At 38.2% G+C, this 23,614-nt stretch carries 18 protein-coding genes and 2 pseudogenes; 14 read left to right on the forward strand and 6 right to left on the reverse strand.

Going from position 1 to position 23,614, the window contains the following annotated elements:
• Positions 1-17 precede the first annotated feature (17 nt).
• Positions 18-1,262, reverse strand: a complete 1,245-nt coding sequence (locus tag AWM68_RS19225) for a helix-turn-helix domain-containing protein (protein WP_066245443.1) — start codon at positions 1,260-1,262, stop codon at positions 18-20.
• A gap of 301 nt (positions 1,263-1,563) precedes the next feature.
• Between AWM68_RS19225 and AWM68_RS19230 the strand changes: the two genes are divergently transcribed.
• Positions 1,564-5,625, forward strand: coding sequence for a S8 family serine peptidase (locus tag AWM68_RS19230; protein WP_066245445.1), 4,062 nt, complete (start codon positions 1,564-1,566; stop codon positions 5,623-5,625).
• Between the two features lie 32 nt (positions 5,626-5,657).
• Here the strand turns inward: AWM68_RS19230 and AWM68_RS19235 are convergent, their stop codons facing one another.
• Positions 5,658-6,659, reverse strand: coding sequence for a nuclease-related domain-containing protein (locus tag AWM68_RS19235; protein WP_066245447.1), 1,002 nt, complete (start codon positions 6,657-6,659; stop codon positions 5,658-5,660).
• Between the two features lie 470 nt (positions 6,660-7,129).
• Between AWM68_RS19235 and AWM68_RS19240 the strand changes: the two genes are divergently transcribed.
• The 13 genes and pseudogenes from AWM68_RS19240 (at position 7,130) to AWM68_RS19295 (ending at position 19,207) form a co-directional block, all read left to right on the forward strand.
• The gene (locus tag AWM68_RS19240) at positions 7,130-7,990 is read left to right on the forward strand and encodes a YitT family protein (protein ID WP_066245766.1); all 861 of its coding nucleotides are present in this window, start codon (positions 7,130-7,132) and stop codon (positions 7,988-7,990) included.
• 435 nt (positions 7,991-8,425) lie between these two features.
• A complete protein-coding gene (gene ftsE, locus AWM68_RS19245; RefSeq protein WP_066245449.1) occupies positions 8,426-9,112 on the forward strand; it encodes a cell division ATP-binding protein FtsE in 687 nt (228 codons plus the stop codon).
• Positions 9,102-9,995, forward strand: coding sequence for a permease-like cell division protein FtsX (gene ftsX, locus AWM68_RS19250; protein ID WP_066245452.1), 894 nt, complete (start codon positions 9,102-9,104; stop codon positions 9,993-9,995). The genes ftsE and ftsX overlap by 11 nt, the downstream gene beginning before the upstream one ends.
• Before the next feature lie 70 nt (positions 9,996-10,065).
• Positions 10,066-11,274 (forward strand): murein hydrolase activator EnvC family protein, encoded by a 1,209-nt coding sequence (locus AWM68_RS19255; RefSeq protein ID WP_066245454.1) that lies wholly within the window; start codon positions 10,066-10,068, stop codon positions 11,272-11,274.
• Between the two features lie 134 nt (positions 11,275-11,408).
• A complete protein-coding gene (locus tag AWM68_RS19260) occupies positions 11,409-12,869 on the forward strand; it encodes a S41 family peptidase (protein ID WP_066245456.1) in 1,461 nt (486 codons plus the stop codon).
• A gap of 455 nt (positions 12,870-13,324) precedes the next feature.
• The gene (locus AWM68_RS19265) at positions 13,325-13,504 is read left to right on the forward strand and encodes a hypothetical protein (protein WP_066245457.1); all 180 of its coding nucleotides are present in this window, start codon (positions 13,325-13,327) and stop codon (positions 13,502-13,504) included.
• Positions 13,501-14,700 carry a PDZ domain-containing protein gene (locus AWM68_RS19270; RefSeq protein WP_066245459.1) on the forward strand — a complete coding sequence of 400 codons (1,200 nt, stop codon included), beginning with the start codon at positions 13,501-13,503 and terminating at the stop codon, positions 14,698-14,700. Before AWM68_RS19265 ends, AWM68_RS19270 begins: the two co-directional genes overlap by 4 nt.
• A gap of 376 nt (positions 14,701-15,076) precedes the next feature.
• Positions 15,077-15,925 carry a geobacillin-26 family protein gene (locus AWM68_RS19275; protein WP_066245460.1) on the forward strand — a complete coding sequence of 283 codons (849 nt, stop codon included), beginning with the start codon at positions 15,077-15,079 and terminating at the stop codon, positions 15,923-15,925.
• 485 nt (positions 15,926-16,410) lie between these two features.
• Positions 16,411-16,902 (forward strand): zinc dependent phospholipase C family protein, encoded by a 492-nt coding sequence (locus AWM68_RS21155; protein ID WP_419865598.1) that lies wholly within the window; start codon positions 16,411-16,413, stop codon positions 16,900-16,902.
• A pseudogene (locus AWM68_RS19280) lies at positions 16,880-17,245 on the forward strand (dihydrofolate reductase); the annotation flags it as partial. The gene AWM68_RS21155 and the pseudogene AWM68_RS19280, both read left to right, overlap by 23 nt.
• Entirely contained in the window at positions 17,242-17,706 is a 465-nt protein-coding gene (locus tag AWM68_RS19285; RefSeq protein WP_231868457.1) for an ABC transporter, read from the forward strand. The pseudogene AWM68_RS19280 and the gene AWM68_RS19285, both read left to right, overlap by 4 nt.
• A gap of 477 nt (positions 17,707-18,183) precedes the next feature.
• Complete coding sequence (locus AWM68_RS19290; protein WP_066245462.1) at positions 18,184-18,699, forward strand: hypothetical protein; 516 nt, start codon at positions 18,184-18,186, stop codon at positions 18,697-18,699.
• Between the two features lie 37 nt (positions 18,700-18,736).
• Positions 18,737-19,207 carry a hypothetical protein gene (locus AWM68_RS19295; RefSeq protein ID WP_066245465.1) on the forward strand — a complete coding sequence of 157 codons (471 nt, stop codon included), beginning with the start codon at positions 18,737-18,739 and terminating at the stop codon, positions 19,205-19,207.
• Positions 19,208-19,344: 137 nt separating this feature from the next.
• On the opposite strand, the pseudogene AWM68_RS21925 reads toward AWM68_RS19295, so the two are convergent.
• The 4 genes and pseudogenes from AWM68_RS21925 to AWM68_RS19310 all read right to left on the reverse strand — a co-directional run.
• Positions 19,345-19,455 (reverse strand): annotated as a pseudogene (locus AWM68_RS21925) (SAM-dependent methyltransferase); the annotation flags it as partial.
• Positions 19,456-19,625: 170 nt separating this feature from the next.
• Positions 19,626-20,741, reverse strand: coding sequence for a Ger(x)C family spore germination protein (locus AWM68_RS19300; RefSeq protein ID WP_066245467.1), 1,116 nt, complete (start codon positions 20,739-20,741; stop codon positions 19,626-19,628).
• Positions 20,734-21,831, reverse strand: coding sequence for a GerAB/ArcD/ProY family transporter (locus AWM68_RS19305; RefSeq protein WP_066245469.1), 1,098 nt, complete (start codon positions 21,829-21,831; stop codon positions 20,734-20,736). Before AWM68_RS19305 ends, AWM68_RS19300 begins: the two co-directional genes overlap by 8 nt.
• On the reverse strand, positions 21,821-23,323 hold the full coding sequence (locus AWM68_RS19310) for a spore germination protein (protein WP_231868458.1): 1,503 nt from the start codon (positions 23,321-23,323) through the stop codon (positions 21,821-21,823). The genes AWM68_RS19305 and AWM68_RS19310 overlap by 11 nt, the downstream gene beginning before the upstream one ends.
• Positions 23,324-23,614: the final 291 nt, after the last annotated feature.

The following is a 23,614-nucleotide window of genomic DNA, read 5'->3' on the forward strand; positions in this document are numbered from 1 at the left end:
TTTTTTAAAATGTGGTCTTATACAAACTGATTTTTACGTCTATTTTTATCCGCGATATTCTTTGCATATTGGTTTGCTTTTTCAATCATTCCATTTTTCATATGAAAGTCAAACAGCTTGATCTCATAATGAACGGAAGGCAACACATAACCTAGTTTATTTAGAAATGGATAGAGTTCTGTTTCAAGGTAATGAAAATACAAGTCTTCTTGCTTTTTTAATCGGTAGATATGTAATTGAAAGAAATGAACAAAAACGGTAGAGCCTGTTTCATTGGCAGTTTTTAACCCTTTTTTTGCAAGAGCGATCAGTTTTTTTACAGATTCTTTTCCAAGGAGAAATGAAGCATTTATGTAACCTTCTAAAGAGCCTAGATAGTTTGGAGTGAGAGGATCTTTTAGTTTCATAGACTCCTGGTAATACTGACAGGCTTCTTCGTATTTTTCATGCAGGATACAATGATAGCCAAAGTTATGAAGAAGAAGGGCCTTTTGTTTATCAAAGCCAAAGTTCTCACACATTTCAATAAGCTCTTCATACTTATCGATTTGAGGACCGCTTGTGGCATCTTGCTCAATCTGAATAAGCATCAACATTTCGGTTTCCACTACGCGTGCGTAACAATGCACTCTTTCAAAATAGGCAAGAGCTTTGCTTGCGTAATAATATGCTAAAACACGAGCACTTGTAGAATGATAGGCAACCGCCATATGGTAGTAATATTCTTGGTTGTTATAATGTGCAGGGTTCACCTGTTTTAATAAATCAATCGCTTCATAGTAATTGTGTTTCATCTGGAGCCCGTATATCCCTTTAATATGAAGAAGCATGTTACGTTCTCGAGGTGTAAGATCTACCCACTTTTCCATTTCTTCGATGAGCTTGTCTGCTTTCGTCTTTAGATCAGTCATTAGGTAATACCGTGTTAATAATAGAGTGTGTGTCCGGTAAAAATCAGGAATATGCAATAAAGCAATACACTCAAGTTGTTTCTTGATCTTTTCGGCTTTTTCATTCAGCTTCCTGATGATCGCTTCTTCCCATTTATTCAAGAGAAGCTCTACATGGACATACATCTTTATTTCATCTTGAATATGAATCTCGAGTCGATCAGCTAAAAATTGAATCGTGTCATGCGAGACTTCTGTTAGACCGCGTTCAATTTTGCTTACATGTGTACCCGAACAAATGCCGTCTCCAAGTTCCTTTTGTGTCATGTTTTTTCGTTCACGATAAAACTTTATAATTTTCCCCTCAAGCATGACTGTTTGCCCCCCCATCCTACTTAAAAAAGCAAAATCTCTAATATTTCTATTCTACTAAAGAAAACCCCAATTCAGTTTTACGTTTTTTATGTCTATCTCCCTATTTATTTCTCTCATTTCACGTTGATTTCTCTTAAGTTACTTGTTGCTATAGGTTTTGAGTCATGGATAAAACCCCGATAGCGGTGCGGTGGTATTGGCTTTACAATAATTTTTGAATAAACAGAATTTTTAAAAAGCAGAGAGGAGGCTACCTGTATATTTGTTTTTCTAAAAAAAATAAGAAAGCAGGGAAACGATGAAAAAGAACTCTTTTTTTAAGAAATCTACCGCTCTTACATTAGCAGCAGGATTGCTGTTTTCACCGAATGCTTCACTACTCACACCTAAAACAACAGCTGCAACGTTTAAGGCAGAGGACATCTTATCAACTCTAACTGCCAAACAAAGAGAAGCTTTAAAGCAACTTGAACTAACAGATGTTCACGGTCTTCAAGGCTTTAAAATGGAAGAATTACGCAGTGAAAAAGAAATATCTGTTATCGTACAGTTCCAATCAAAACCTGGACAAGCCGCTTTGTTAGAAGCTCAGCTAAAAGGCAAAAAATTATCTCGCCAGCAAGCAGACAATAACGTTGATCAAGAGCATACTCAATTCAAGAATGATTTAAAAACCCTGATTCCATCAGTTGCACCTATGAGCAAAAAATCCAGTCATAAAATAACGTCAACTTACAAAACGGTATATAACGGAGTCGCGATGAAGCTGCCTGCGAATCAGGTAGAATCTCTTTTGCAATCTGAGGCGGTTAAGGCCGTTTATAAAGATGTGACGTTTATAGTTGATCCCATTGCAATGGGAGAAGAAAAGGCACTAAACCCTAACAGTGCGGGAACATCTGTTGAGAGCATTCCTTACTTGAAGATTGATCAGCTACATAATGAAGGCATTACGGGTGAGGGAGTAAAAGTTGGGGTAATCGATACCGGTATCGACTACAACCATCCCGATCTAAAAGACGTCTATAAAGGCGGATATGACTTTGTCGATGGTGACAGCGATCCGATGGAAACGACCTATAAAAACTGGCAAGATTCTAAAAAGCCAGAGTTCAACGGAAATTCCTATTACACCGCACATGGGACACACGTTGCAGGAACGATCGCTGGTCAAGGAACGAACCCAGATGTATCAATCCAGGGTGTAGCACCTGATGCTGACATCTATGCTTATCGTGTATTAGGTCCATATGGTTCAGGTTCTTCTGAAGCGGTAATTGCGGGTATTGAAAAAGCTGTTCAAGATGGCATGGACATCATTAATCTCTCGCTAGGTGCCGGCATAAATGACCCTTATTATCCAACGAGTACAGCCATCAACTATGCCGTGTTAAATGACGTAACGGCTGTCGTCTCTGCAGGAAATACAGGACCGAACGCCTATACGCTTGGATCTCCGGGTGCTGCTGCGTTAGCCCTTACGGTTGGAGCGAGTGATGTACCGATGACGGTAGCTTCTTTTACAGGATCGGTTGGAAGTGAGAGAGGACTTCAACTCACAGGGATTGCTCGTCATTACGCTGATCGACTGAACGATCTTTCGGGTAAGTCGTACGACCTTGTTGATGTCGGCCTAGGGAAAGCAGCAGATTATACAGGTAAGGATGTAACTGGTAAGGTCGTGCTCATTGTCCGCGGCGAAACAACGTTCAATGAAAAAATAAACATAGCCAAACAAAAGGGAGCAGCTGCTGTTTTGCTATATAACAATGTGGATGGTGTGCTCGATGCGAATTTAGGTGAATCCACTGGATTTATCCCTTCATTCTCATTAACCAAAGCAGCTGGTGAAAAGATTAAGTTGCAAATAAGTTCTGGCCAATCAAGGTTTACTTTTGGTGATTATGCTGAAAAGAAATCAGAAGGAAATCGCTTAGCAGCTTTCAGTTCAAGAGGACCTGCAAGACAGTCTTATGATATGAAGCCAGAAGTAACAGCGCCTGGAGTTGCGGTTCTTTCCACCGTACCGTCTTATATGGTGAATCCGCAGAACCAAGAAAACTATGATTACGCGTATTCTAGATATTCTGGAACATCGATGGCCGCTCCTCATACAGCAGGTATCGCAGCCCTACTGCTTGGTGAGAACCCTAATTTAGAACCAGAGGATGTAAAAACCATTTTAATGAATACAGCTGATCCGCTTAATGGGGATTATTCCGTATTTGAAGTAGGAGCAGGACGTGTAGATCCGTATCAGGCCGTGTACAGCGGAACAAGCTTCCAAGTGAATGATGAGACGCTGATTCCTAGCTCTACCAATCTTGTGAAAATTAAAGAACGTACAGGCGGCATAGCATACGGCAGTCACTATGCAGGTAAGAATTTGTCTCTGAAGAAGACCATTACAATTAACAATTATGACAACGTAAAGAAGACGTTCAACGTGGTAGTGAAAGAAACAAAAGGATCACCAAGTCTGAAGGAAAATGGCATTGTAATCAACATGCCAGAGGAAATTAAAATTGAAGGTGATGATTTTAAAAAGGTGTCAGCAGGGATCGACATTCCGAAAAAGGCCAAAGAGGGCATTTATGAAGGGTATATCACACTGACAAACAAGGCAAAGTCAGCTGAGCAGTACCGAATTCCATTCAGTGTTCGTATAACAGAAGAGGGCTATAACAAGGTAGAGCTTTCAACACCTGCTATTGCACCAAATTATTTGAACCAAGCGGGATTCTTTGGGTATCGCGCAGTGTACACAGGCATGGAATTTAACTTTAAAGCGCCAATGGAAAAAATGGAAGTGGTTCTCCAAGACGGAACGACAGGCAAAGATCTAGGATATATCGGGACACTGAATTTGAGTGGACGCAACGAAAACCAATCGTATTACGTATTAAACGCGTTTAGCGGAATGTATTACAAATTTACGGGTGAGAAATCCGATCCGATCGATTCTAAATTCTCATTCGCACCAACGGGTCACTATAAACTTAAGCTGATCTCCACTACAGCTACAGGCAAAGAGATCATCGACTACCGACATGTGTTCATCGATATTGATGCACCGACATTTAAAAGTTCCCTTGATGGAGAATCACCGTTTATAGAATACAAACCAGGTCAAGCAACCTATCCATTTGATATTCAGATTACGGATCCTCTTGTAGATCAAATGAAGGAAGCGGGATTAAACGTCGATCAATCTTCAAACGCCATGATCTACTACTGGAACTCTCCATTTCCGTCCACTGCTATAAAAATGGACAAAGAAGGGAAATTTGTTGAAGAGATCGCGATGAATGAAAAAGTTCAGGCACTCAACTTCCGTATGGACGGATTTGATCAGGCTGGAAATCAAGCCCAGCAAAAGAACTATTATTTCGTTAAAGAAGGTACAGCCGTTTCTTATACGAAGAGTAATGAAGCCGTTCTGAAATCAGGAGATACGGTGAAAGCTCTTCTTTCATTAGACAATGTAACGAATATTACAAAAGCAGAATGGAACGTAAAGAATATCAGTAATGGAGGGATGTCACTTGTCGACGCTAAACTGAGTGACTCCTATAAAAATAAAGGCTCTATAGATGTAAAAGAAGACATCATAACAGTTCAATTTAATGAAGGAAGCGGCGATTTAGATCATGCTGACCTTGTGGAAGTAACACTAAAAGTAAGCGATACGATCTACACGACTCGAGCAGGTGTACAGCCGGTTGTAAAAGTTACGGATGCTCATGCAATCACAACAACAGTTCTTCAAGCACCATTCTTTTGGAAAGTGAAGCCACAATTCTCTACAGCTAATGGTTACATTACGCCACAAGGATTCAAGAATGACGCCGAAACCGTTACAGAAAAACGAGATTGGACCAAAGTTGGTGGCTCTGTACAAATCATTGATGCACAAGGAAACGCACATGATCCATCAGCGCGCATCGCAGACAATGGACAATACAAATACGACAAACTGCCACTGCAAAAAGAAGCGTTCACGGTCGAAATGAAAGTGCCCGGACACTTTTACACAAAAAATGAAATCTTTGTCGGATTTGAACACAAAGGTGAGTTATACGGCCAAACCCGTTTTATTACGGCACTCGATGTAAAAGCGGGAGATGTGAACCAAGATAACGTAATTGACATTTTTGATGCAATCGAAATTCAAAACGCATGGGGAACAGCGAAGCGCGATGCGGATATTAACTTTGATGGAAAGGTAGATGGCAAAGATATGAAATATGTTCAGAAGAACTATTTGCTCCAAAATCAACATGTGGATGATGCACCACAGCCCAAAAAGAAATACAATGGAAAGACATTAGAAACGATCTTAGTCGAACTAGGCATCTAGCAATAGTGTGAAGCCAAGCAAGTGAACAACCTTTAAAGGAGCAAGTCTTCTTTGGAGGTTGTTTTTTTGACGAGTCCGTCTAAATGGTAGATGCGAGCTTTTCGGCTGCCAGTGAAAGGGAGGTTTAACGTACGCAGCAAATGGTACGTTTGATCATTCGTGGAAAGGTTCAAGAATTTTTTACAAGACTTATTAGATATAGTTGTTGAGATAAGAAGAGCATAGTCAGTTAATGCAGCCTCATGAGCTTTGTTATAGTTTCTTTTACATATGAAGCAGTGCCACGTTCTTTTTACTCTTTGCAACACTACCATTTCACATCTTGGACAAAATACACCTCTGAGTAAATTTTCGTGGGGGATTTGAAACTTGCTGCATACATCTGGATCTTCAGGTGTGTGGTGTTTAGTAAGATACTTAATAATTTTTTTAATGTTATTTGGTTGCAGTATTGCTTTTTGGTGCTTGTTGCTTAATTCTTCAAATTTAGATACTAGACCTGAGCTTTTGATTACTTTCGAGCGAGCTTCTTTATAAAGAGGTGAGAATTCTGTAATCGTTGTAGGATTGGTCATAACTACGAGGGATTCGATAGGTATTTTGGGAGATTTGAGATTATTTAAAATTGACATTAAGTGATAGGACTGTCGTTTTACTTGTTCAACCGGGTTGTCAAACGCTTCACGTTGATTATTGAGCGTACGAATCATTGGATCATAGGGACTCTCAAAATATAAGTGTCCCGCAATATTCTTACTCTCAATAATAAGAAGGAAGTTCGATGTAATAATAAGTGTGTCCATTTGAAAAAAGTAATCTTGGTGCAAGATTCTGATTCCGTGAAGATAATTTAGGTTGTTTTGTGGTAAATATCGATAAAAATAGTCCAGCGATTGTTCGCCGCGATAACCCGATACATATTTTCTGAGAGCGTCCTTAATTTCCTCTCTTTTAAGCTCTGATAAAGATGTTCGCTTTAATAGTGATTGTAATTTATGAATGATTATTGGCCGGGAGCGATATTTTTTTATCAAATAAACTCACCTCAACTAATTTTTTATCCATTTTGACGACTTTGGAAGAGACAAGCAAAAACCAAAATCGTTAAAAATGTTTGGAAAAGATGATAAATAAGAGGTAATCCACTTTAATTACGAGGTAAATGGATTTATACCCGCGTATAAAACCGATAATTACCCACATAAAATTTTTTATACGATTTTCGACGCACCCCAACAAATTGCGACACCCCCAATCAGCTAGAACTCACAATATTGATTGAACTAGCTGCGCCCGGTTCGTCAAACTCCCGGAACAACCACCGAACGCACCGGCCCCACCAAGTTCGAACCCCATCCAAAACATCAGCCTCCCTCCCACTTCACCCCATCACCGCGGCACTAAGGTCGCATTTACAAGGGCATACTGTGATTGGTATACTTTTTTCGGCTTTAGCTTAAACAAAATGAAAGTTTGAGGTTAACGAACAGCGATGATGATGGCAATGAGAAAACGACGAGGGATCTTACATCCAAAAGTTGAACTTTTTTTAGAATATGTATATGTAGTCATTGGATCAGGACTAGTGGCACTGGCTTTCTCGGTGTTTCTGCTGCCAAACCAGATTGCTTCTGGAGGCGTGAGCGGAATATCGACGATCCTATACGGGCTCTTTCAATGGAAACCTTCTATTGTGCAGTGGAGTTTAAACATACCGCTTTTCTTTGCGGGACTCTTTTTCCTCGGCAGACGGTTTGGGGCAAAAACACTTGTTGGTACGATCGTGCTTCCGTTCTTCGTCTTTATTTTTGAAGAGTGGGGCGCAGCGACAGAAGATCCATTGCTAGGAGCGATTTTCGGCGGACTTGGAATTGGAGCGGGACTTGGAATCGTATTTCGAGGAAAAGCTTCTACAGGCGGCGTGGACTTGCTCGCACAGATTGTCCACAAATATACGGGCGCATCGCTCGGTACGATCATCCTCCTCATAGATGGGACGATTGTTACAGCATCAGCTCTTTTCTTCGGAATCGAGCAAGCATTGTACGCACTGATTGCGATGTTCATTACAGCAAAAACCATTGATGTGGTGCAGATCGGACTGGGTACGACGAAAATGGCGCTTATCATTTCTGATCAGGAAGATGAGCTGCGCCAAGGGATACTCACCCACATCTACCGCGGCGTTACGAAGATTAATGCGTTTGGCGGTTATACGCAAGATGAACGTCCGATGCTGATGGTGGTTGTTGCACAATATGAGGTTACGAAATTAAAACAATATGTAAAAAGCGTGGATCCATCCGCCTTTGTTATCGTAGTTAACGCGAACGAGGTACTTGGAGAAGGATTCAAGCGGGGTTAACCAAATCCAGCCGGACTCGTCGGCTGGATTTTCTAATTCATTGGGACTTTTATCACATATCTTTCTTTTTTACTACAAATCACCCTGTCACAGCCGATAAAAGACAACGTGCACCAGGACAAAAAGCACTAAATGTTCTTTCAATGGACGACTTTTTACTAGGAGTGTCGAAAAGTTTATCTGCAGGTTTTTAGTGATTATGAAGGATTACAGCGAATCGTGTCGTATTTTTGATACTACAGAATCTAGAAATCATGACCATTGTCCCTTGTTTGAGGGAAGATGAAACACAACTGTAATAAAATTGTCAGTTCGAGATGTTATAATAGTTATTGCGGAAAAAAACTGACATTAATCGCGCTTTTGTCGAAAGACTCTATATATAGTTGATGGATAGGGAAATATTTTTTTGGGGTAGTAAGGAAGTGATTTAGTTTGATAGAAATGGTTGATGTATGGAAAACATATCCGAACGGTGTTATGGCACTGAATGGTATTGACGTCTACATAGATAAAGGTGAATTTGTATATGTAGTCGGACCGAGTGGTGCTGGGAAATCTACATTTATAAAATGTATGTATCGAGAAGAAAAGCCAACACAGGGTTCTATTATTATTAACGGCACGAACCTTGCTAAAGTAAAAGAAAGACAAATACCGAAAGTTCGCCGCAAGATGGGTGTAATTTTTCAGGACTTTAAACTATTGCCGCGTTTAACGGTATACGAAAACGTAGCCTTTGCACTTGAAGTTATCGAAGAATCGCCAAAAGTGATCAGAGAACGTGTTATGGAAGTTCTTGATCTTGTAAAACTGAAAAATAAAGCGCGTATGTTCCCAGACGAACTTTCCGGTGGTGAACAGCAGCGTGTATCGATTGCACGTTCAATTGTCAATCACCCGCCAGTTGTTATAGCGGATGAGCCGACAGGTAACCTTGACCCAGAAACAGCTTGGGAGATCATGGATATCTTTAAGGAGATCAATGCCCGCGGAACGACAGTTGTTATGGCGACTCATAATAAAGAAATCGTAAATACGATCACAAAGCGCGTAATTGCCATTGAAGGCGGCCGAATTGTACGTGATGAGGCGAAGGGGGATTACGGCTATGAAGATTAGAACATTAAAACGTCATCTGGTTGAAGCATTCAAGAGCATGGGAAGAAACGGCTGGATGTCCTTTGCTTCCATCTCTGCCGTGACGGTAACCTTGCTTTTAGTTAGTGTATTCTTAGCTATTCTTTTGAACATTAACTATATTGCGAGCCAGATAGAAGACGATGTACAGATCAGAGCCTACATCGAAAGAACAGAAAAGCAAGAGAACTATGCAGCATATCAAAAAGAGCTCGAAAAGCTTGATAAAGTCAAAACAGTAGAGTACCAGTCGAAAGAAAAAGGTCTCGATGAATTGATTAAAAGTCTTGGAGATGAAGGGGAAGCCTTCTCATCACTAAAAAATGAAAACCCATTGAGAGATGCGTTTATCATTTATACGGAAAAGCCGCAAGATACGGCAGCCGTAGCTAAAGAAGTTGATAAATTTAAATTTGTAAACAAAGTTGAATATGGAAAAGGGACCGTCGAAAAACTATTTAAAGTTACAGATGTTGCCCGAAACGTTGGGATTGTACTCGTGTTAGGACTTGTATTCACAGCGATGTTCCTGATCTCAAATACGATAAAATTAACGATTGTGACTAGACGCCGCGAGATTGAAATTATGAAACTTGTTGGTGCCACTAACGGATTTATCCGCTGGCCGTTCTTCATTGAAGGATTTGCTCTAGGTGTAGCAGGTGCATTCCTTCCGATTCTCGTAATCGCAGTCGGCTATCAAGCTATTTTCGATATCGTGAATCAAAAATTAGGAACAGTCTTTATTGAGCTGTTGCCAGTAACGCCGCTTATCCCTCAGCTAGCACTATTGATGCTGTTGATCGGCGGAGTGATCGGCGTATGGGGAAGCTTAACGTCTGTTCGTAAGTTCTTAAAAATTTAATTAAAGATCGCAGAAATAAAGAGCTCCAAGAAAAACGAAAAACTCAATAGGGGTTAGGGGAGGAAAATGAATGAAAAGGAAAGTGGTTGGAGCAGTGCTGTCATTAAGCTTAGCACTGAGCGCCTTTACCGTGTATCACTCTGAATCCGTCGTTCACGCGGAATCTTTATCAAGCATCAAGAAAAAACAACAAGAAAATGCTAAGAAAGCTAAGGAATCTCAAGCAAAGCTGGATGCGAACAAAACCAGCCAAGCAGCGCTTGAAAAAGAAATCGCACGAATCGATCAGCTTTCTTCTGAAACAGATTTAAAGGTACAAGCAAAGCAAACTGAGATTAAGGAAACAAAAGAAGAGATCAATGTATTAAAAGGTGAGATCGCCGTTGTTCAAAAGAGAATCGACGAGCGTGACAAACTTTTAAAAGAACGTGTTAACTCGATGTATGAATCTGGCGGAGCCGTTTCTTACCTCGAAGTTGTACTTGGTTCAAAAGACTTTGGTGATTTTCTTGATCGCGTTCTCGCATTGAACATGATTGCAGAGCAAGATCGCCAGCTGTTAGAAGAACAGAAAAAAGATAAAGAACTTCTTGAAGTAAAAATGGCATCTGTTGAGAAGAAACTAAACAATCTTCAAAGTGCGATGCAAGAATTGCAAAAACTTCAGCAGCAGTTAAAAGCGCAAATGGCTGAAAAAGACCGTTTGATGTCTTCGCTGCAAAAAGAAGAAGAGCATTTACATGCAGAAGCACACAAGATTGAAAATGAAGGTGCCCTTCTAAAGGCACAGGAAGACGCGTTCCGTGCTGAGCAGGCACGTGCAGCCGCTAGAGAAAAAGCGGCTCGTGAATCATCAGGTTCAGCTCCATCAATGGGACCTGTTTCAGGTAACGGCATGATCATCAAGCCGGCAGCTGGACGCATCTCATCTGGTTTCGGTAACAGAAGCAGCGGTATGCATGAAGGGATTGATATCGCGCAAGCTGGAACGGTTCCGATCTATGCAGCAGCTGATGGAACAGTTATTAAATCAGAATACTCATCTTCTTATGGAAATGTTGTTTATATTTCTCACTCGATCGGCGGTCAGCAATGGACAACGGTTTACGCTCACATGAGCAGCCGTGCTGTACAGGGTGGATCTGTATCAAAAGGTCAGTTCCTAGGAAACATGGGGAACACTGGACATTCGTTTGGCCAGCATCTTCACTTCGAGCTTCACAAGGGTCCATGGAATGCAGGAAAAACAAATGCTGTAAATCCTGCGGCATACTGGTAAAATAAACACATAAAGTAAACAAGCTATTCATATAGTGAAGTAGGAGACAGGCTGTGGCCTAAAGACTCTTACAATGGAAGGCATCGCACTTTGCAGGGTGTGATGCCTTTTCCTGCAAAAACGAGGTGAGCAGAATGAACGTAAATAAAAAAATGTTGGCCCTGCTAATTGTTCTTTCCTTGCTTGTTGGTGCCGGTGGAATGTATGGTTCGATGGCACTGTTTGGGAACGATTCAAAGTATGTTCAAAACGGCGAAGTAAACGATCTGCCAAAAGCGAAAACAAAGCTTAACAGTGACGAAGAATTTGCCAAGCTCCAAAAAACGTATGAGATCATCTCTTCACGTTATGTAGAAGACGTTGATCGTGACAAGCTGCTAGAAGGTGCCATTCAAGGAATGGTCAAAACGTTAAAAGATCCATACTCGGTTTATATGGATGAAGAAACAGCTAGCCAGTTCTCACAATCGCTAGATTCTTCTTTTGAAGGAATCGGTGCAGAAGTCAGCATGGTGGACGGCAAAGTAACGATCGTTGCGCCGTTCAAAGATTCACCTGCAGAAAAAGCAGGGCTTAAGCCGAACGATCAAATTATCACGATTGACGGTAAAAGTGTGGAAGGCCTTGATCTTTATAAAGCCGTATTAAAGATTCGCGGTGAAAAAGGATCGATCGTCACACTCGGCGTGAAGCGCAGCGGTGTTAACGATGTGATGCCGATTAAAGTCACACGTGACGAGATTCCGATCGAAACCGTTTATTCTGATATTGAAGAAGTAAAAGGCAAAAAGATTGGTGTTCTTGAAATTACATCGTTCTCTGAGAAAACAGGTTCTGATTTTAAAAAGCAGTTAACAGAGCTTGAAAAGCAAAAGATCGACGGACTCGTGATTGATGTGCGCGGAAATCCTGGCGGCTACTTAGAAGCTGTTGACAGCATCCTTCGCCAGATCATTCCAGAAAACAAACCTTTTGTTCAGATTGAAGACCGCAAAGGAAACAAAGAACGCTACGTTTCCACGCTAAAAGAAAAGAAAGACTATCCAATCGTTGGTCTGATCGACAAAGGAAGTGCATCCGCTTCCGAAATCCTTGCAGCTGCCTTACAAGAAGCAGGAAGCTACGATCTTGTTGGTGAAAAATCCTTCGGTAAAGGTACGGTTCAGCAATCGATTGATCTTGGTGATGGATCAAACATCAAGTTGACATTGTTCAAATGGTTAACGCCTGATGGAAACTGGATTCACAAAAAAGGTGTAAAACCGACCTACGAAGTGAAGCAGCCAGAATACTTCTACACGAACCCGATTGCGATTGAGAAAAAGTCACTTGAGTTCGATATGAACAACGAACAGGTGAAGAACGCTCAGATTATGCTAAACGGGCTCGGCTTCCAAACAGGAAGAGAAGACGGCTACTTTGACGAAAAGACACAGTCTGCTGTAACGGCATTCCAGCGTGCAAACAACTTGCCGGCAACAGGTAAAGTAGATGCCAAAACAGCTGGCAAGATGGAATCGAAGGTTATAGATTCGATACGTGATGATAAGAATGATGTTCAGCGTAAAACAGCTATTGAATTGCTTGTAAAATAAGGGATTATGGCAGGAAAAAACAACTGAAACACGAATACTATCCGTAGAGGAAATGTTTCTCTGCGGATATTTTTTTGTAAGATTGTTTTGATAGAATGTGGGAGGTTGATTTCCGCTCCAGGCTGCTCGCTTTCCGCGGGGCAGGCGGTGATCCACATTTGGACGTTTCACTTTTAAGTGTCTCACCTGCTCACCTGTCCCGCAGGACAAGGAAGGCTACGGCAGCGAAACATCGCACGAAGAAAATTCAAATTTTTAATTTTCGAGGAGTCTCGCATCTTACACTCCAATCAACTTGTCAATGGAGTCTTTACAAAAAAATAATTAAAAACCTTTGAAAGCAATCTAGAGTTCGTTTTCTTTTAGTTTTCACCATAAGCACTTCCAAATAAATAAAAAACGAACAAGTAATCAATTTGAGAAAATCCTTTGGAATCGTTAGAGGAGTAAAACAAATGCAATCATTGAATGTTGGAGATCTTATATTTCAGCTGATTTCTTTTTTAGTACTTATAGCAATAATTACCGGAGTTGGCTTGTTGGTGAAACGAGCTGTGACTACGGATCGAAGACTGAAAAGAATCGAAGAAAAAGTGGATGAAATAAACGACGCGAAAAGGAGAGAACGCCCATGACAGACACCTTTGTGAATGAATTGCTGCAAGGCATGGGGCTGCTTTTTTTACACCCGCTTTTTTATGGTTTTATACTAGTGGCTTTTTTAATCGGGTTAAAACGTGTAAAACGAGAGCGAAAAGAATTTAAAGTCAGGGTGCACCCGGTAATTGATAATCTTATTTTTTCTTTATTACCAGGCATACTGATCGGCCTCATTGGCTCAGTTATTTTTGTTGCGGCAGGTATAACATTGCCAATCGGTATGATCGCTTTAATCGGACTTATGTATCTTTTGCTAGGGTTAACGTTTAAGACGCGCTTTGTAAACCCAGCGTATGCCGTGAGCTTAGCGGCAGTTGTCGGTCTTATTCTACCAACCTTTGAATCAGGTATCTCCTTTTTAGACGGATGGATTTTGGATATCCAAGAAACACGGCTTGATTCACTAGCTGCCATCATCGGTGTGCTATTGATTCAAGAAGGAATTCTAGTGCTGTGGAAAGGTGCAGATCGCACATCGCCACGCCTGTTTAAAGGGAAAAGAGGACATTATATCGGAGCTCATGAGGCAACTAGATTTTGGATTGTTCCACAGTTCCTCGTTCTGCCCGTTGGTTCGATTCCAGTATTAGACTGGTGGCCATTGTTTCCGATGGGAGCGGTCGGTTTCTCCTTCATTCTCGTTCCATTTGCAATTGGATACCGTCAGCTTGTTACCCATACACTCCCTGCAGAAGCGATTAAACACTTAGGAAGACAGGTTGTGTTGTTGGGAATAATCGTAACGGGAATAGCAGCAGTTGGGCATTTTTATGAGTTGCCGCTTCTCGTTGCCATTGCGATTGCCGCAGGTCTTGCGGGCCGTGAACTGATTACACTTGTAACCAGTCAGCGTGATGACACACGACCTTCATTTTTTGTACCCCGTGACAAAGGGGTAATGATTCTTTCAGTTGTTCCAGGGACACCAGCTGCAAAAATGGGGTTAAAAGTTGGCGAAGTAATTGTAAAAGTAAACGGTGTCACCCTTTCGCACGATTCAAGTCTATATCGAGCACTCCAAATAAATGCGGCGTATTGTAAGCTAGAAGTGCTAGACCTGAACGGCGAAATTCGTTTTGTTCAAGGATCGCTTTACCAAAACGAGCACCATCAGCTTGGTGTACTTCTCGTTCATGATGTTGTGGACAGGAACGTGGCGGTAGGAGACTGATGTGATTTTTCATAATTAACCGGAATCTGGTCAAAATTCACCGGAATGATTTTTCATAATTTATCGGAATCGCATAACTTTTTATAAAAAAAGGCTCATTTAACGTGAGTCTTTTTTTATTTCTTTTATTCAACAAACGGGCCAGATTGTGGAATAAAAGGGAAAATTAAAATCGTTACAACTTCTTGCTTCATCCGTTAAATTCATTTCATTGCTCCTTTATCATTTTCAGACCAAAAATACTCCATATAAAAAAAGAGAGGGAGGGTATTCATATTATTCGAATATATTATTTTAATATTTACATTATTTAGAATATTATGTTATAATTTAACAAATATGCGCATATTTTAATAAAATTAAAGGGGATTTTAATTTGAATCTATTTAAAATAATAAAAATAGTGATGTCCTTTACTTTGTTGTTTAGTGTTTTTAGTAGCGTATATAATCAAGCCTCCGCTGAGGAAAATACTATACCTCCGGAGAATGTAATTTTTAATGACGATGGGACTGTTATTTACATTAAAGAAAATACTGAACAGGAACGTGTAACTGAGAGTACTATAAATGGGATAAAAACAGTAGCTACCTTTAATAAAATTGAGAACACTATTATCCTTCAGACAGATAATGAGGAGCCAATTTTTATTGATCTCAACACAAATCTATTACCTGAAAATGAACCTAGTTCTGACGGAATGCAAGAAAATCCAGTCACTTCAGATGAAGAAACAGAAGTGCCACCTACTGATGATTCAGAAATTCAATTTCCGAAACCAACCAAACCAACTTTTCCTCCACCAACTTATGTAACTGGGCCACAAGAATTATCCGGAGTTGATGTCTATGAAGCTACTTTTGGAAACTTTGAATACTACATTAATCTAGACAAAAGCCCTGATCTATGGGAAATAAGAAGACCTAATGGAATGTGGAATTACTACTATAAACAAGTCGGTTATTCAGGCACAACTAGAAAAGCAAATCTCAATAATTTTAGAAATAAAGTTGAGTATATAGATAATCAAGAAAAATACATTATTGCATATGGTGGCATGGCCGTTTTAAATACAATACTTACTGTTGCAATAGCAAGTTTAAGCAATCCAGCAGGTTTTGCTACAGCCGCTAGTGCAGCTGGTTTAACAGGTGCTATGCTAAAAGCAGGAGATAATCTTTGCGATGCAGAAAGTGATGCATTTTATTATTATAAGTCCATTTAATCTTTAAGGAGGAATTACCAGTATGCTTCTAAGTATCTTTCAATTTATTGTTTTAGTTATATTAATCATAGGTGGCTTTTACATTTATAAAACTGTTAATACAAATTATAGATATTTAGGAGTATTTCTTTTATTTACTGGTGTTGTAGGTACGGTAATTAACACCATATTAGTTATGGATTAATGAATACTATTTATTGAAATTTAATCAATAAAAGTTCCTTAAGAAAATTAAAGGGGACCGTTTTGAGGTGCAAAACAAAAAACATTTTAAACGACATTCAATTTTGCATTGAAAATGGCATAATAAAGTAAAAACCTCGTTTATAAATGACGAGGTTTTTTTGATGTAATCTTACTTGTAAATCTTACTTGCTCTAAAGGATTGAATGGTATCTCTCTAGAATACAATTTAAGGTTAAATAATATGTATTCAACAAACGTAGCAGGATTTGAAGGGTGGGGGGATTTTGGGTTCAAGAATAATGCACTCGATTATTGGTAATATAATTGCAGACGCGTTATCGATAGATAATAAAACATCATTTTTGCTTGGAAGTGTTGCTCCAGACGCTGTTTTTTCACACGAAGAAAAAAACTTATCACATTTTTTTGTAGGAGAAGTACAAGATTATTCAAGAAGTGTTGACTATAAAGGATTTTTACATAAATATAGTTCGCAAGTAGAAAGTAATAATTATTATATATTGGGGTATTGTGCACATTTAATTGCTGATGATATATGGCTAAGAGGTTTTAATCTTTCTTGGTTAAGGAACAGAATGGATGCTGATAAAGGATTATACAAATTATATCATAATGATTTCCGATTACTAAATGGAAAATTATTAGAACACTATGGTTTTACAAACGAATTGAGAAAAACGTTTAGTCATTTTCCTGCAATTTTAGACTTGGCAGAGGTTAAGTCCAAAGACGTTGAAAAATTTATTCCTTCTTGGAAGAAAGAATTTTGAATCCATTGGAAAAGCTTTGTGCAAAAGAAGAAATATAGTTTTGACCAGAGATAATGAGCTAACGTATGAAGGATGTGAAATGGCTCATTCCGTTCAAGAGGTCTTAGATTTATGTAAAGAGGAAGAGGAAATCTTTATATTTGGTGGAGAAGAAATCTATAAATTATTCTTGCCAAAAGTAGAAAAAATGTATATCACAAAAATTCATGAAGAATTTGATGGGGACATATTCTTTCCAGAAGTTAATTTTAATGAATGGAATGAGGTGTCAGTAAAAAGAGGTATAACAGACGATAAAAACCCATATCAGTATGATTTTTTTATTTATGAAAGAAACAATTGATTACTCAACAATCGGGTGCATTTCTTCAAGAAGGAGATGTGCTCTTTCTTATTGAAGTAAAGGTAGAAAGTAATATTTATTTTTTTTCATGTAGTATTAAGGACGTGATTAAGATGGATAAGAGGTTATCTGAGATCTATTTCAGATGGGAAGATAAAATAGATAAGGACGAGTGGTATTTCAGTAACTCGTTTGAATCAATTACAAAAGATATGTCTGCAGAAGAAGCATTTAATTACATTCCAAATGTCGTTGATATGTTGTTGAAATTAGATGATGATTATTTAATATGGGAAACGCTATATTTCTTAATCAGTCTTTATAATATCGCAGAAACAACACAAATCCACCTATCTCTCGAAGATAAATGGAATGAGTTAGAAGAACACATAAGAAATTATGATGATTCATTTGGAACTCCTTATAATGAACTGAAGAGATATCTTAGAATAAAGGATTAAGTAAAAAGATTGTTCAACAAACGGGTGAATTTCTTTAAAAAAACTAACTTAAGATTAAAACGGTTTTTACTCAACATATCCAAAACCTAAAGCAAGCGCCATTAACCCTAGGATAAAAATAAATCCTCCAGTTAAAAGACAAAATGTAATTCCTGAAGAGAGGGGATCAAACATTAATAACTCTCTTGCAATTCTATTAAATGCCTCTGACTTATCAGAAAATGACTTTTCCTGTTTAATTTCTTTAAAAACTAGATAAATGCCAGTTGAAAGTAGAACTAGACCAACAAGTAACGTTAAAAAACAAACAAATATAAAAATCTTTATGCCCACCTTTACTATTAATAGTTCTATCTTAAACTAGATTTGATTCTATTACCTATGAATGTTCTACAATCGGGTGCGTTCATACAAGAGGATGGCTGTCATTTAGATAAGAAATATCTTAGATATCGATATAATACAAGGAGATAAGTAATGAAAGCAGCAATTAAAGCTGAATTAGATAAATTAAATGGTTTGAAATTACAATATGCAGGAAGATCATCGGACCTTTTGTGGTTAGGGTTTGGAGAAATCGTTCAAATTTCTAGGAGAGGCAGAACCGAAGAAACAGCAGAATACGCATTACATATACAATGTTCGTGGAAAATTACGTTAAACAACAAAATTGTGGTAGCTTCTCGTGATATTTATGCTCCGAGCTCTGAATGGAATAACCTAAATGATGATTTCGATTGGGATATTCAAGGAACCAATAAATTTGATGAGCGTATTAAATCTATTAATAAGTTCAGTGGACAATTAATGGTAGATCGAATAGAAGCTGATGATATCGGAGGAATTGAAGTCTTTTTATCTGGTGATTATAAATTAGAAGTATTTCCGGATAGCTCAGGAGACACTGTTGATTGTGAGCACTGGAGGTTCTTCAATAGAAAAGAAAATAGTCCACATTTTGTTGTTTCTGGAGAGGGTATTGAAAGAGTTTAATCTCCACAAGACCAGCTAATACAGAGGAGGTTTGCTTATGTTAATAAGTTATAATTTATTGAGTTCTGATTATAAAGATTATTTGAGAGACAAAGATTATGGCTTATTTTTTTATACTGAAATTGAGTTGAAAATCTCTGAACAATTAACCTTAAAATCAGAGATGCATAAAGCTTTTTTAGATAGATTTTTTAGGGAGCTGGAATATTTATTTAAAGGAAAAAAGAAAAAGAAAGATGATAGTGAACTCTCCGGGATAGGTTGGACAATTATATATATAATGAAAATGGAAGGTAAGAAAATTTATATAAAAGAATATGATGAATATGACCGCAAAACAAAAAGCGTTAGTTATTTAGATAAATATGATTTTATAGATGGTTTAAAAACGTTTATGGGTAAATACAAAAAAGAAATAGTTTCAATTCAACCAGAAATAGTCAATTCGTCAGAATATAAAGAATTAGAAGAGCAATTTCAGAAAACATTAAAAGCTGCATCTTTATAATTATTAGACATTTTCTACTGATCTTCAATCCTACTTAAATATTCCGCAATCGGGTGCATTTCTGTAATAAGAAATGTGCCCTTTCTTTATGAATGGGCCAGATGGTTGAAAACGTAAACTGGATATATCGGTAAGACTAAGTCTTCACCTTGAAGATAACAGGAGATTGCAAAGGAGCCATTCGGTATTAAAGCTTTCTTGATTAGACCTATGTAGTTCATTCTACGGTGACGAGCAATATGGTGAAAGTAATCTCAAGGTTTTGGAGTAGCTAAACTAGTCCTTATAAACCCTGCATATCCGACTAGTGGTGTAACGGTTCTATTTCTTCCAAAAATCACTGGACCATTTTCAGACTGGTTCTTTCAACTAGGATTACAAGCAGCTAGTCGATCAACGGCTGTAATCATGATTAATTCTAATTGATGATTCCGTTATCAACAATAGTTGTCTCTATGTCTACGTCAATAGGGATATTGGGATACATTCTATTCCAATTTATTGTATTCCACAATTGAGGGTACTTTGCCTTGATTCTTAACCCGAGACCTAATCCATCACAATTCGTTGCTTGGAGTTTATGAACAGTCCGACTTGCAATCTCTGTAAAACGCTCTTCAATATGTTGATCAAGGACTTTTAGTTTCTTCTTGTTATCTAAATGATCTTTAGGATATTCATTCACGCTTACTTGAACATTTAGCTTTATTTTTGCATGTATCTTATCATCTATTTTTTGTATGTTAAGATCTCGCTTAATATTTACGATGTTAAGGTTGATATAATTTTCGAGTCGAGCTTTTTCATGATTAGATACCTTTACTGTGAAGGTAGCATTATGAGACTTATGGTTATTCAGCAATAAGAACATCCGTGACTCATGAACGGTTAAAGTCCCTACCATCTTATCCTTATTGAACATTGCCATACCAACGATCTTTGCTCTTTTTTCTTTTGGTATAACCTTAAGATAAGGAAGTAAAAAATCCTCTCCTTCAGAAAACATAATGGTACAGATATTCTGTATGTTTTGATTTTTAATCAATCCATCTTTAGCTGAACTTTTAAATAAGTTTGAAAAATACTCTATATTTATCGGAGTATCTTGTGGGATCATCTTTAGAGCTTCCTTGGCATTTCCGTCAATTACAGCGACATTCGCACCTAAAGCTCCCTTATAGTCTCTGTAAAAGGAGTCTAGCGCAGAATACACCCCTTGCTTTGCCAAATCTATCCCAATAAGAGTTACCCTGTTTTTGGAGGAATCAAATTTTTCCGCTACCTTTCGTTCTATGTGTGCTTTTGCATTTTTTGTCGTATTCCCAACACCTGTAACCACTATGGGGCTTTGCGGCGTATCAATACCCTTGCTAGATGCCGGAAAGGTAACCGTTTGAGCTATCTTCTTTTTTTCAGTTAAATCAAGAGCAGTCCCTAATATAACCGTAGAATCTTTTAATAATCTTTGGTCCCAGCAGCCTGAATTGAGAATCAGTAACGAACAAATGATGAAAGAACCAGTTATTTTATGCATATTTTATATCCTCTCTTTTCTTTAAGAACATTGTTAACATGAATAAAATAAAAGGTAATATCACAATAAAAACTAAGCTTAAAACAGAGGTTAGATTGGAAAGCTTGCTTACCTCTATCTTTTGGTTATAGATATTAGAGAGAGTAAAACTGATCATACCCCCGAGATACACATACCATTTTCTGTAGAAGGAAATGTAAACACTCTTCAACCCTCTAGACAATGAATAGAGATAGCTCATGAATGAAGTTGCGACCAAAACGATCCAAAATGAAGTGAAAAAGATGTCAGGCCGTTCAATAATTCTAAAACTGAAGGATTTGATTAAATAAAGTACCGGTTGTGGAATAAGCGTCAGTTCATCCGGACTAAAAAATGCTAAACAAGCAAGGGTAATTAGGGTATAAAAGGAAGTAACAAAAAAATTGGCTAAGGTAAAGACCTTTAATTTAGTTCCATCCGTAGCATTAATATTCGGATAGACCACCATAAACAATTCAAATCCAATAAAGGGAAGTATGGCTTCTTTCACTCCTTTTAAAATTGGAGTGACTCCAGAAATTCCAATAGGCATCAAATAATAATGGTTTCCAAAACGAAAAGAGTAAAACATTAGTACAATGAACATGAAGATAACCACAGATGCTAAAACATAAAACCTTGAAATAATTCGGATATTTTCTTTAGCGATATAGATCCCAATGAGCACCATCAATAGTTTGATAACCCATTGTGGTGTTAAAGGAAGTAGCCAACTTTTTATAGCAAGGCTAAATAAAGAGAGAACCACACTAGCTACAAGAATAAAATAAGCCACATAGAACACTATCACTAACTTGCCCAAACGATTTCCTAGAACATGCTTAATGATTTCGAACACATTACGTTCGGGGAACCGTTTTAATAAAGCCCAGTTCATAAGGATAATCAACTGAACGATAAATCCTGCGATTAAAACAGAGATCCAGCTGTCAGTTTTAGCGGCTAAAAATACAAAGTAAGGCAAAGAGATGACAGAGATCCCAATCTGAGACTGAATGACAAGAAAAAACGTCTGGAAAGAAGAAATCTGTATTTTTTTATTCTTCATCATCCCACTCCCTGTTCCGCCCTTGTTTTTGCATATTCTTCGCCCTTGTCTCCTGTGGACGTCTATTGAACATCCAGACTGGGAAACGAACAAAGGAATCTTTTAAATCTCTTATTGTTAATGGAGCGAGTGTAGCAAAATAGGGTGTCCCGAAAGACTCTAATTTGCATAGGTGACCGATAATAAACATAAGTGAAAAGGCCATTCCTAAAAAACCCAAAGAGGCTGCTGAAACCATAAGAGGAAACGTAAGTAATCGGATGGATGTACTCATCTCATAGGACGGGACCGTGAATGAGGAAACGGCCGTAATTGCTATAATGATGACCATCATATTGGAGATAAGCCCAGCATTGATCACGGCATCTCCTATGATCAACCCGCCAACGATCCCAATCGTAGAGCCAATAGGAGTTGGTAAACGGACTCCTGCTTCACGGATTAATTCAATGGTAAACGCCATTATCATTGCTTCGATCAATGGCGGAAACGGAACGCTCTCTACAGAGTGCTTGACGAGAACAACTATTTCATTTGGAATAACCTCAAAATGAAAAGCAACTATCGCGATGTACAAAGCAGGAAAGGTTAGTGCGACAATAAAACTGACGAATCGTATCAACCTGAAGAAACTTCCTGCATATACCCGGCTATTATAATCGTCAGGAGATTGAAAGAAGGAAAAAAGCGTAACGGGTGCAATGACCACGTCAGAACTTCCATCTGTAAATATAGCGATTTTTCCATCCATTAGATGCGCCATCACTCGATCCGGACGTTCAGAATAAAGAGTTTGTGGAAAAGGCGAAAAAGGTTCGTCTTCGATGAATTCTTCAAGATATCCAGGGCTAAAGAGCATATCAGACGAGATGCTCTGCATCCTCTCTTTTAAACAGGAAAGAACCTGTTCATTTGCCAGACCCTTCATGTAAACGACAGCTGTCCTAGTGTTGGATTCTGTTCCAATCTCCATATATTCAATTGTTAATTGACGGTTGGCTAATCTTGTTCTAATCAAATTTAGATTTGTATCCAAATTTTCGACAAAGCCCGAATGTGAGCCGCGGACTACTTTTTCATTGGAAGGTTCATCAGGAGATCGAGAGTTAATTTTACTGGCATTAAAAATGAATGCATTTTCATTGTCTTCCATAAATAATAGGCAGTACCCTCGTAGCATTTGATCGATTGAATAATCCAGATCATTCGAAGATTCTAATCTAGTTGAGGTAATCAATTTATCTATAGTCGTATTATTGCCAGTAAGTTTGGAAATAGGGACAAGGACGTTAGTCTGAATCTTTTCTAGGTCACAAACCGTCTCTAAATAAACGAGCAATCCTTCTTGTTTTATGAATTGAAATGATCGTGTCTTAAGATCACTACTCTGGTTAAAACTCTTTTGTATGTATATCATGTTATCGCTTAGAGATTTACTTACATTTTTGGTCTGTATTTGATCTGTTTGTTTTATTCTCCATCTACCGAACATAGGGAACCTCCTTTCAAGATTCATTCAATGTTCTTAGTATGAGTGAGGGCAAAGAAATCATACATTTGTAGTTTTGAAATTTAGTTTAATCAATTATATTAAAAGATTGTTCATTAAAATAAAGTTTGATATTGATACTTTTTGTAAGCAAGCATTATCCTTATAGGATTATTAGTCCTAGCGTTAATATTTTTTATTCAAATTGTCTTTGTTTTTCTATGGAAAAATGGAAACCCTTATCCCCCATTGATTATTCAACTATCGGGTGCATTTCTTCAAAAAGGGAAATGC

It is taken from the genome of Fictibacillus phosphorivorans (genome assembly GCF_001619875.1).
Classification (GTDB): Bacteria; Bacillota; Bacilli; order Bacillales; family Fictibacillaceae; genus Fictibacillus; species Fictibacillus phosphorivorans_B.

Bases quoted from the DNA above. Each gene is read 5' to 3' on its own strand.
- ftsX (WP_066245452.1), top strand. From the start codon at position 9,102: ATGAAGATTAGAACATTAAAACGTCATCTGGTTGAAGCATTCAAGAGC.
- AWM68_RS19290 (WP_066245462.1), top strand. From the start codon at position 18,184: ATGAAAGCAGCAATTAAAGCTGAATTAGATAAATTAAATGGTTTGAAA.
- AWM68_RS21155 (WP_419865598.1), top strand. From the start codon at position 16,411: ATGCACTCGATTATTGGTAATATAATTGCAGACGCGTTATCGATAGAT.
- AWM68_RS19240 (WP_066245766.1), top strand. From the start codon at position 7,130: ATGAGAAAACGACGAGGGATCTTACATCCAAAAGTTGAACTTTTTTTA.
- AWM68_RS19310 (WP_231868458.1), bottom strand. From the start codon at position 23,323: ATGTTCGGTAGATGGAGAATAAAACAAACAGATCAAATACAGACCAAA.
- AWM68_RS19265 (WP_066245457.1), top strand. From the start codon at position 13,325: ATGCAATCATTGAATGTTGGAGATCTTATATTTCAGCTGATTTCTTTT.
- AWM68_RS19260 (WP_066245456.1), top strand. From the start codon at position 11,409: ATGAACGTAAATAAAAAAATGTTGGCCCTGCTAATTGTTCTTTCCTTG.
- AWM68_RS19295 (WP_066245465.1), top strand. From the start codon at position 18,737: ATGTTAATAAGTTATAATTTATTGAGTTCTGATTATAAAGATTATTTG.
- AWM68_RS19255 (WP_066245454.1), top strand. From the start codon at position 10,066: ATGAAAAGGAAAGTGGTTGGAGCAGTGCTGTCATTAAGCTTAGCACTG.
- AWM68_RS19300 (WP_066245467.1), bottom strand. From the start codon at position 20,741: ATGCATAAAATAACTGGTTCTTTCATCATTTGTTCGTTACTGATTCTC.
- AWM68_RS19225 (WP_066245443.1), bottom strand. From the start codon at position 1,262: ATGCTTGAGGGGAAAATTATAAAGTTTTATCGTGAACGAAAAAACATG.
- AWM68_RS19305 (WP_066245469.1), bottom strand. From the start codon at position 21,831: ATGAAGAATAAAAAAATACAGATTTCTTCTTTCCAGACGTTTTTTCTT.
- AWM68_RS19270 (WP_066245459.1), top strand. From the start codon at position 13,501: ATGACAGACACCTTTGTGAATGAATTGCTGCAAGGCATGGGGCTGCTT.
- AWM68_RS19230 (WP_066245445.1), top strand. From the start codon at position 1,564: ATGAAAAAGAACTCTTTTTTTAAGAAATCTACCGCTCTTACATTAGCA.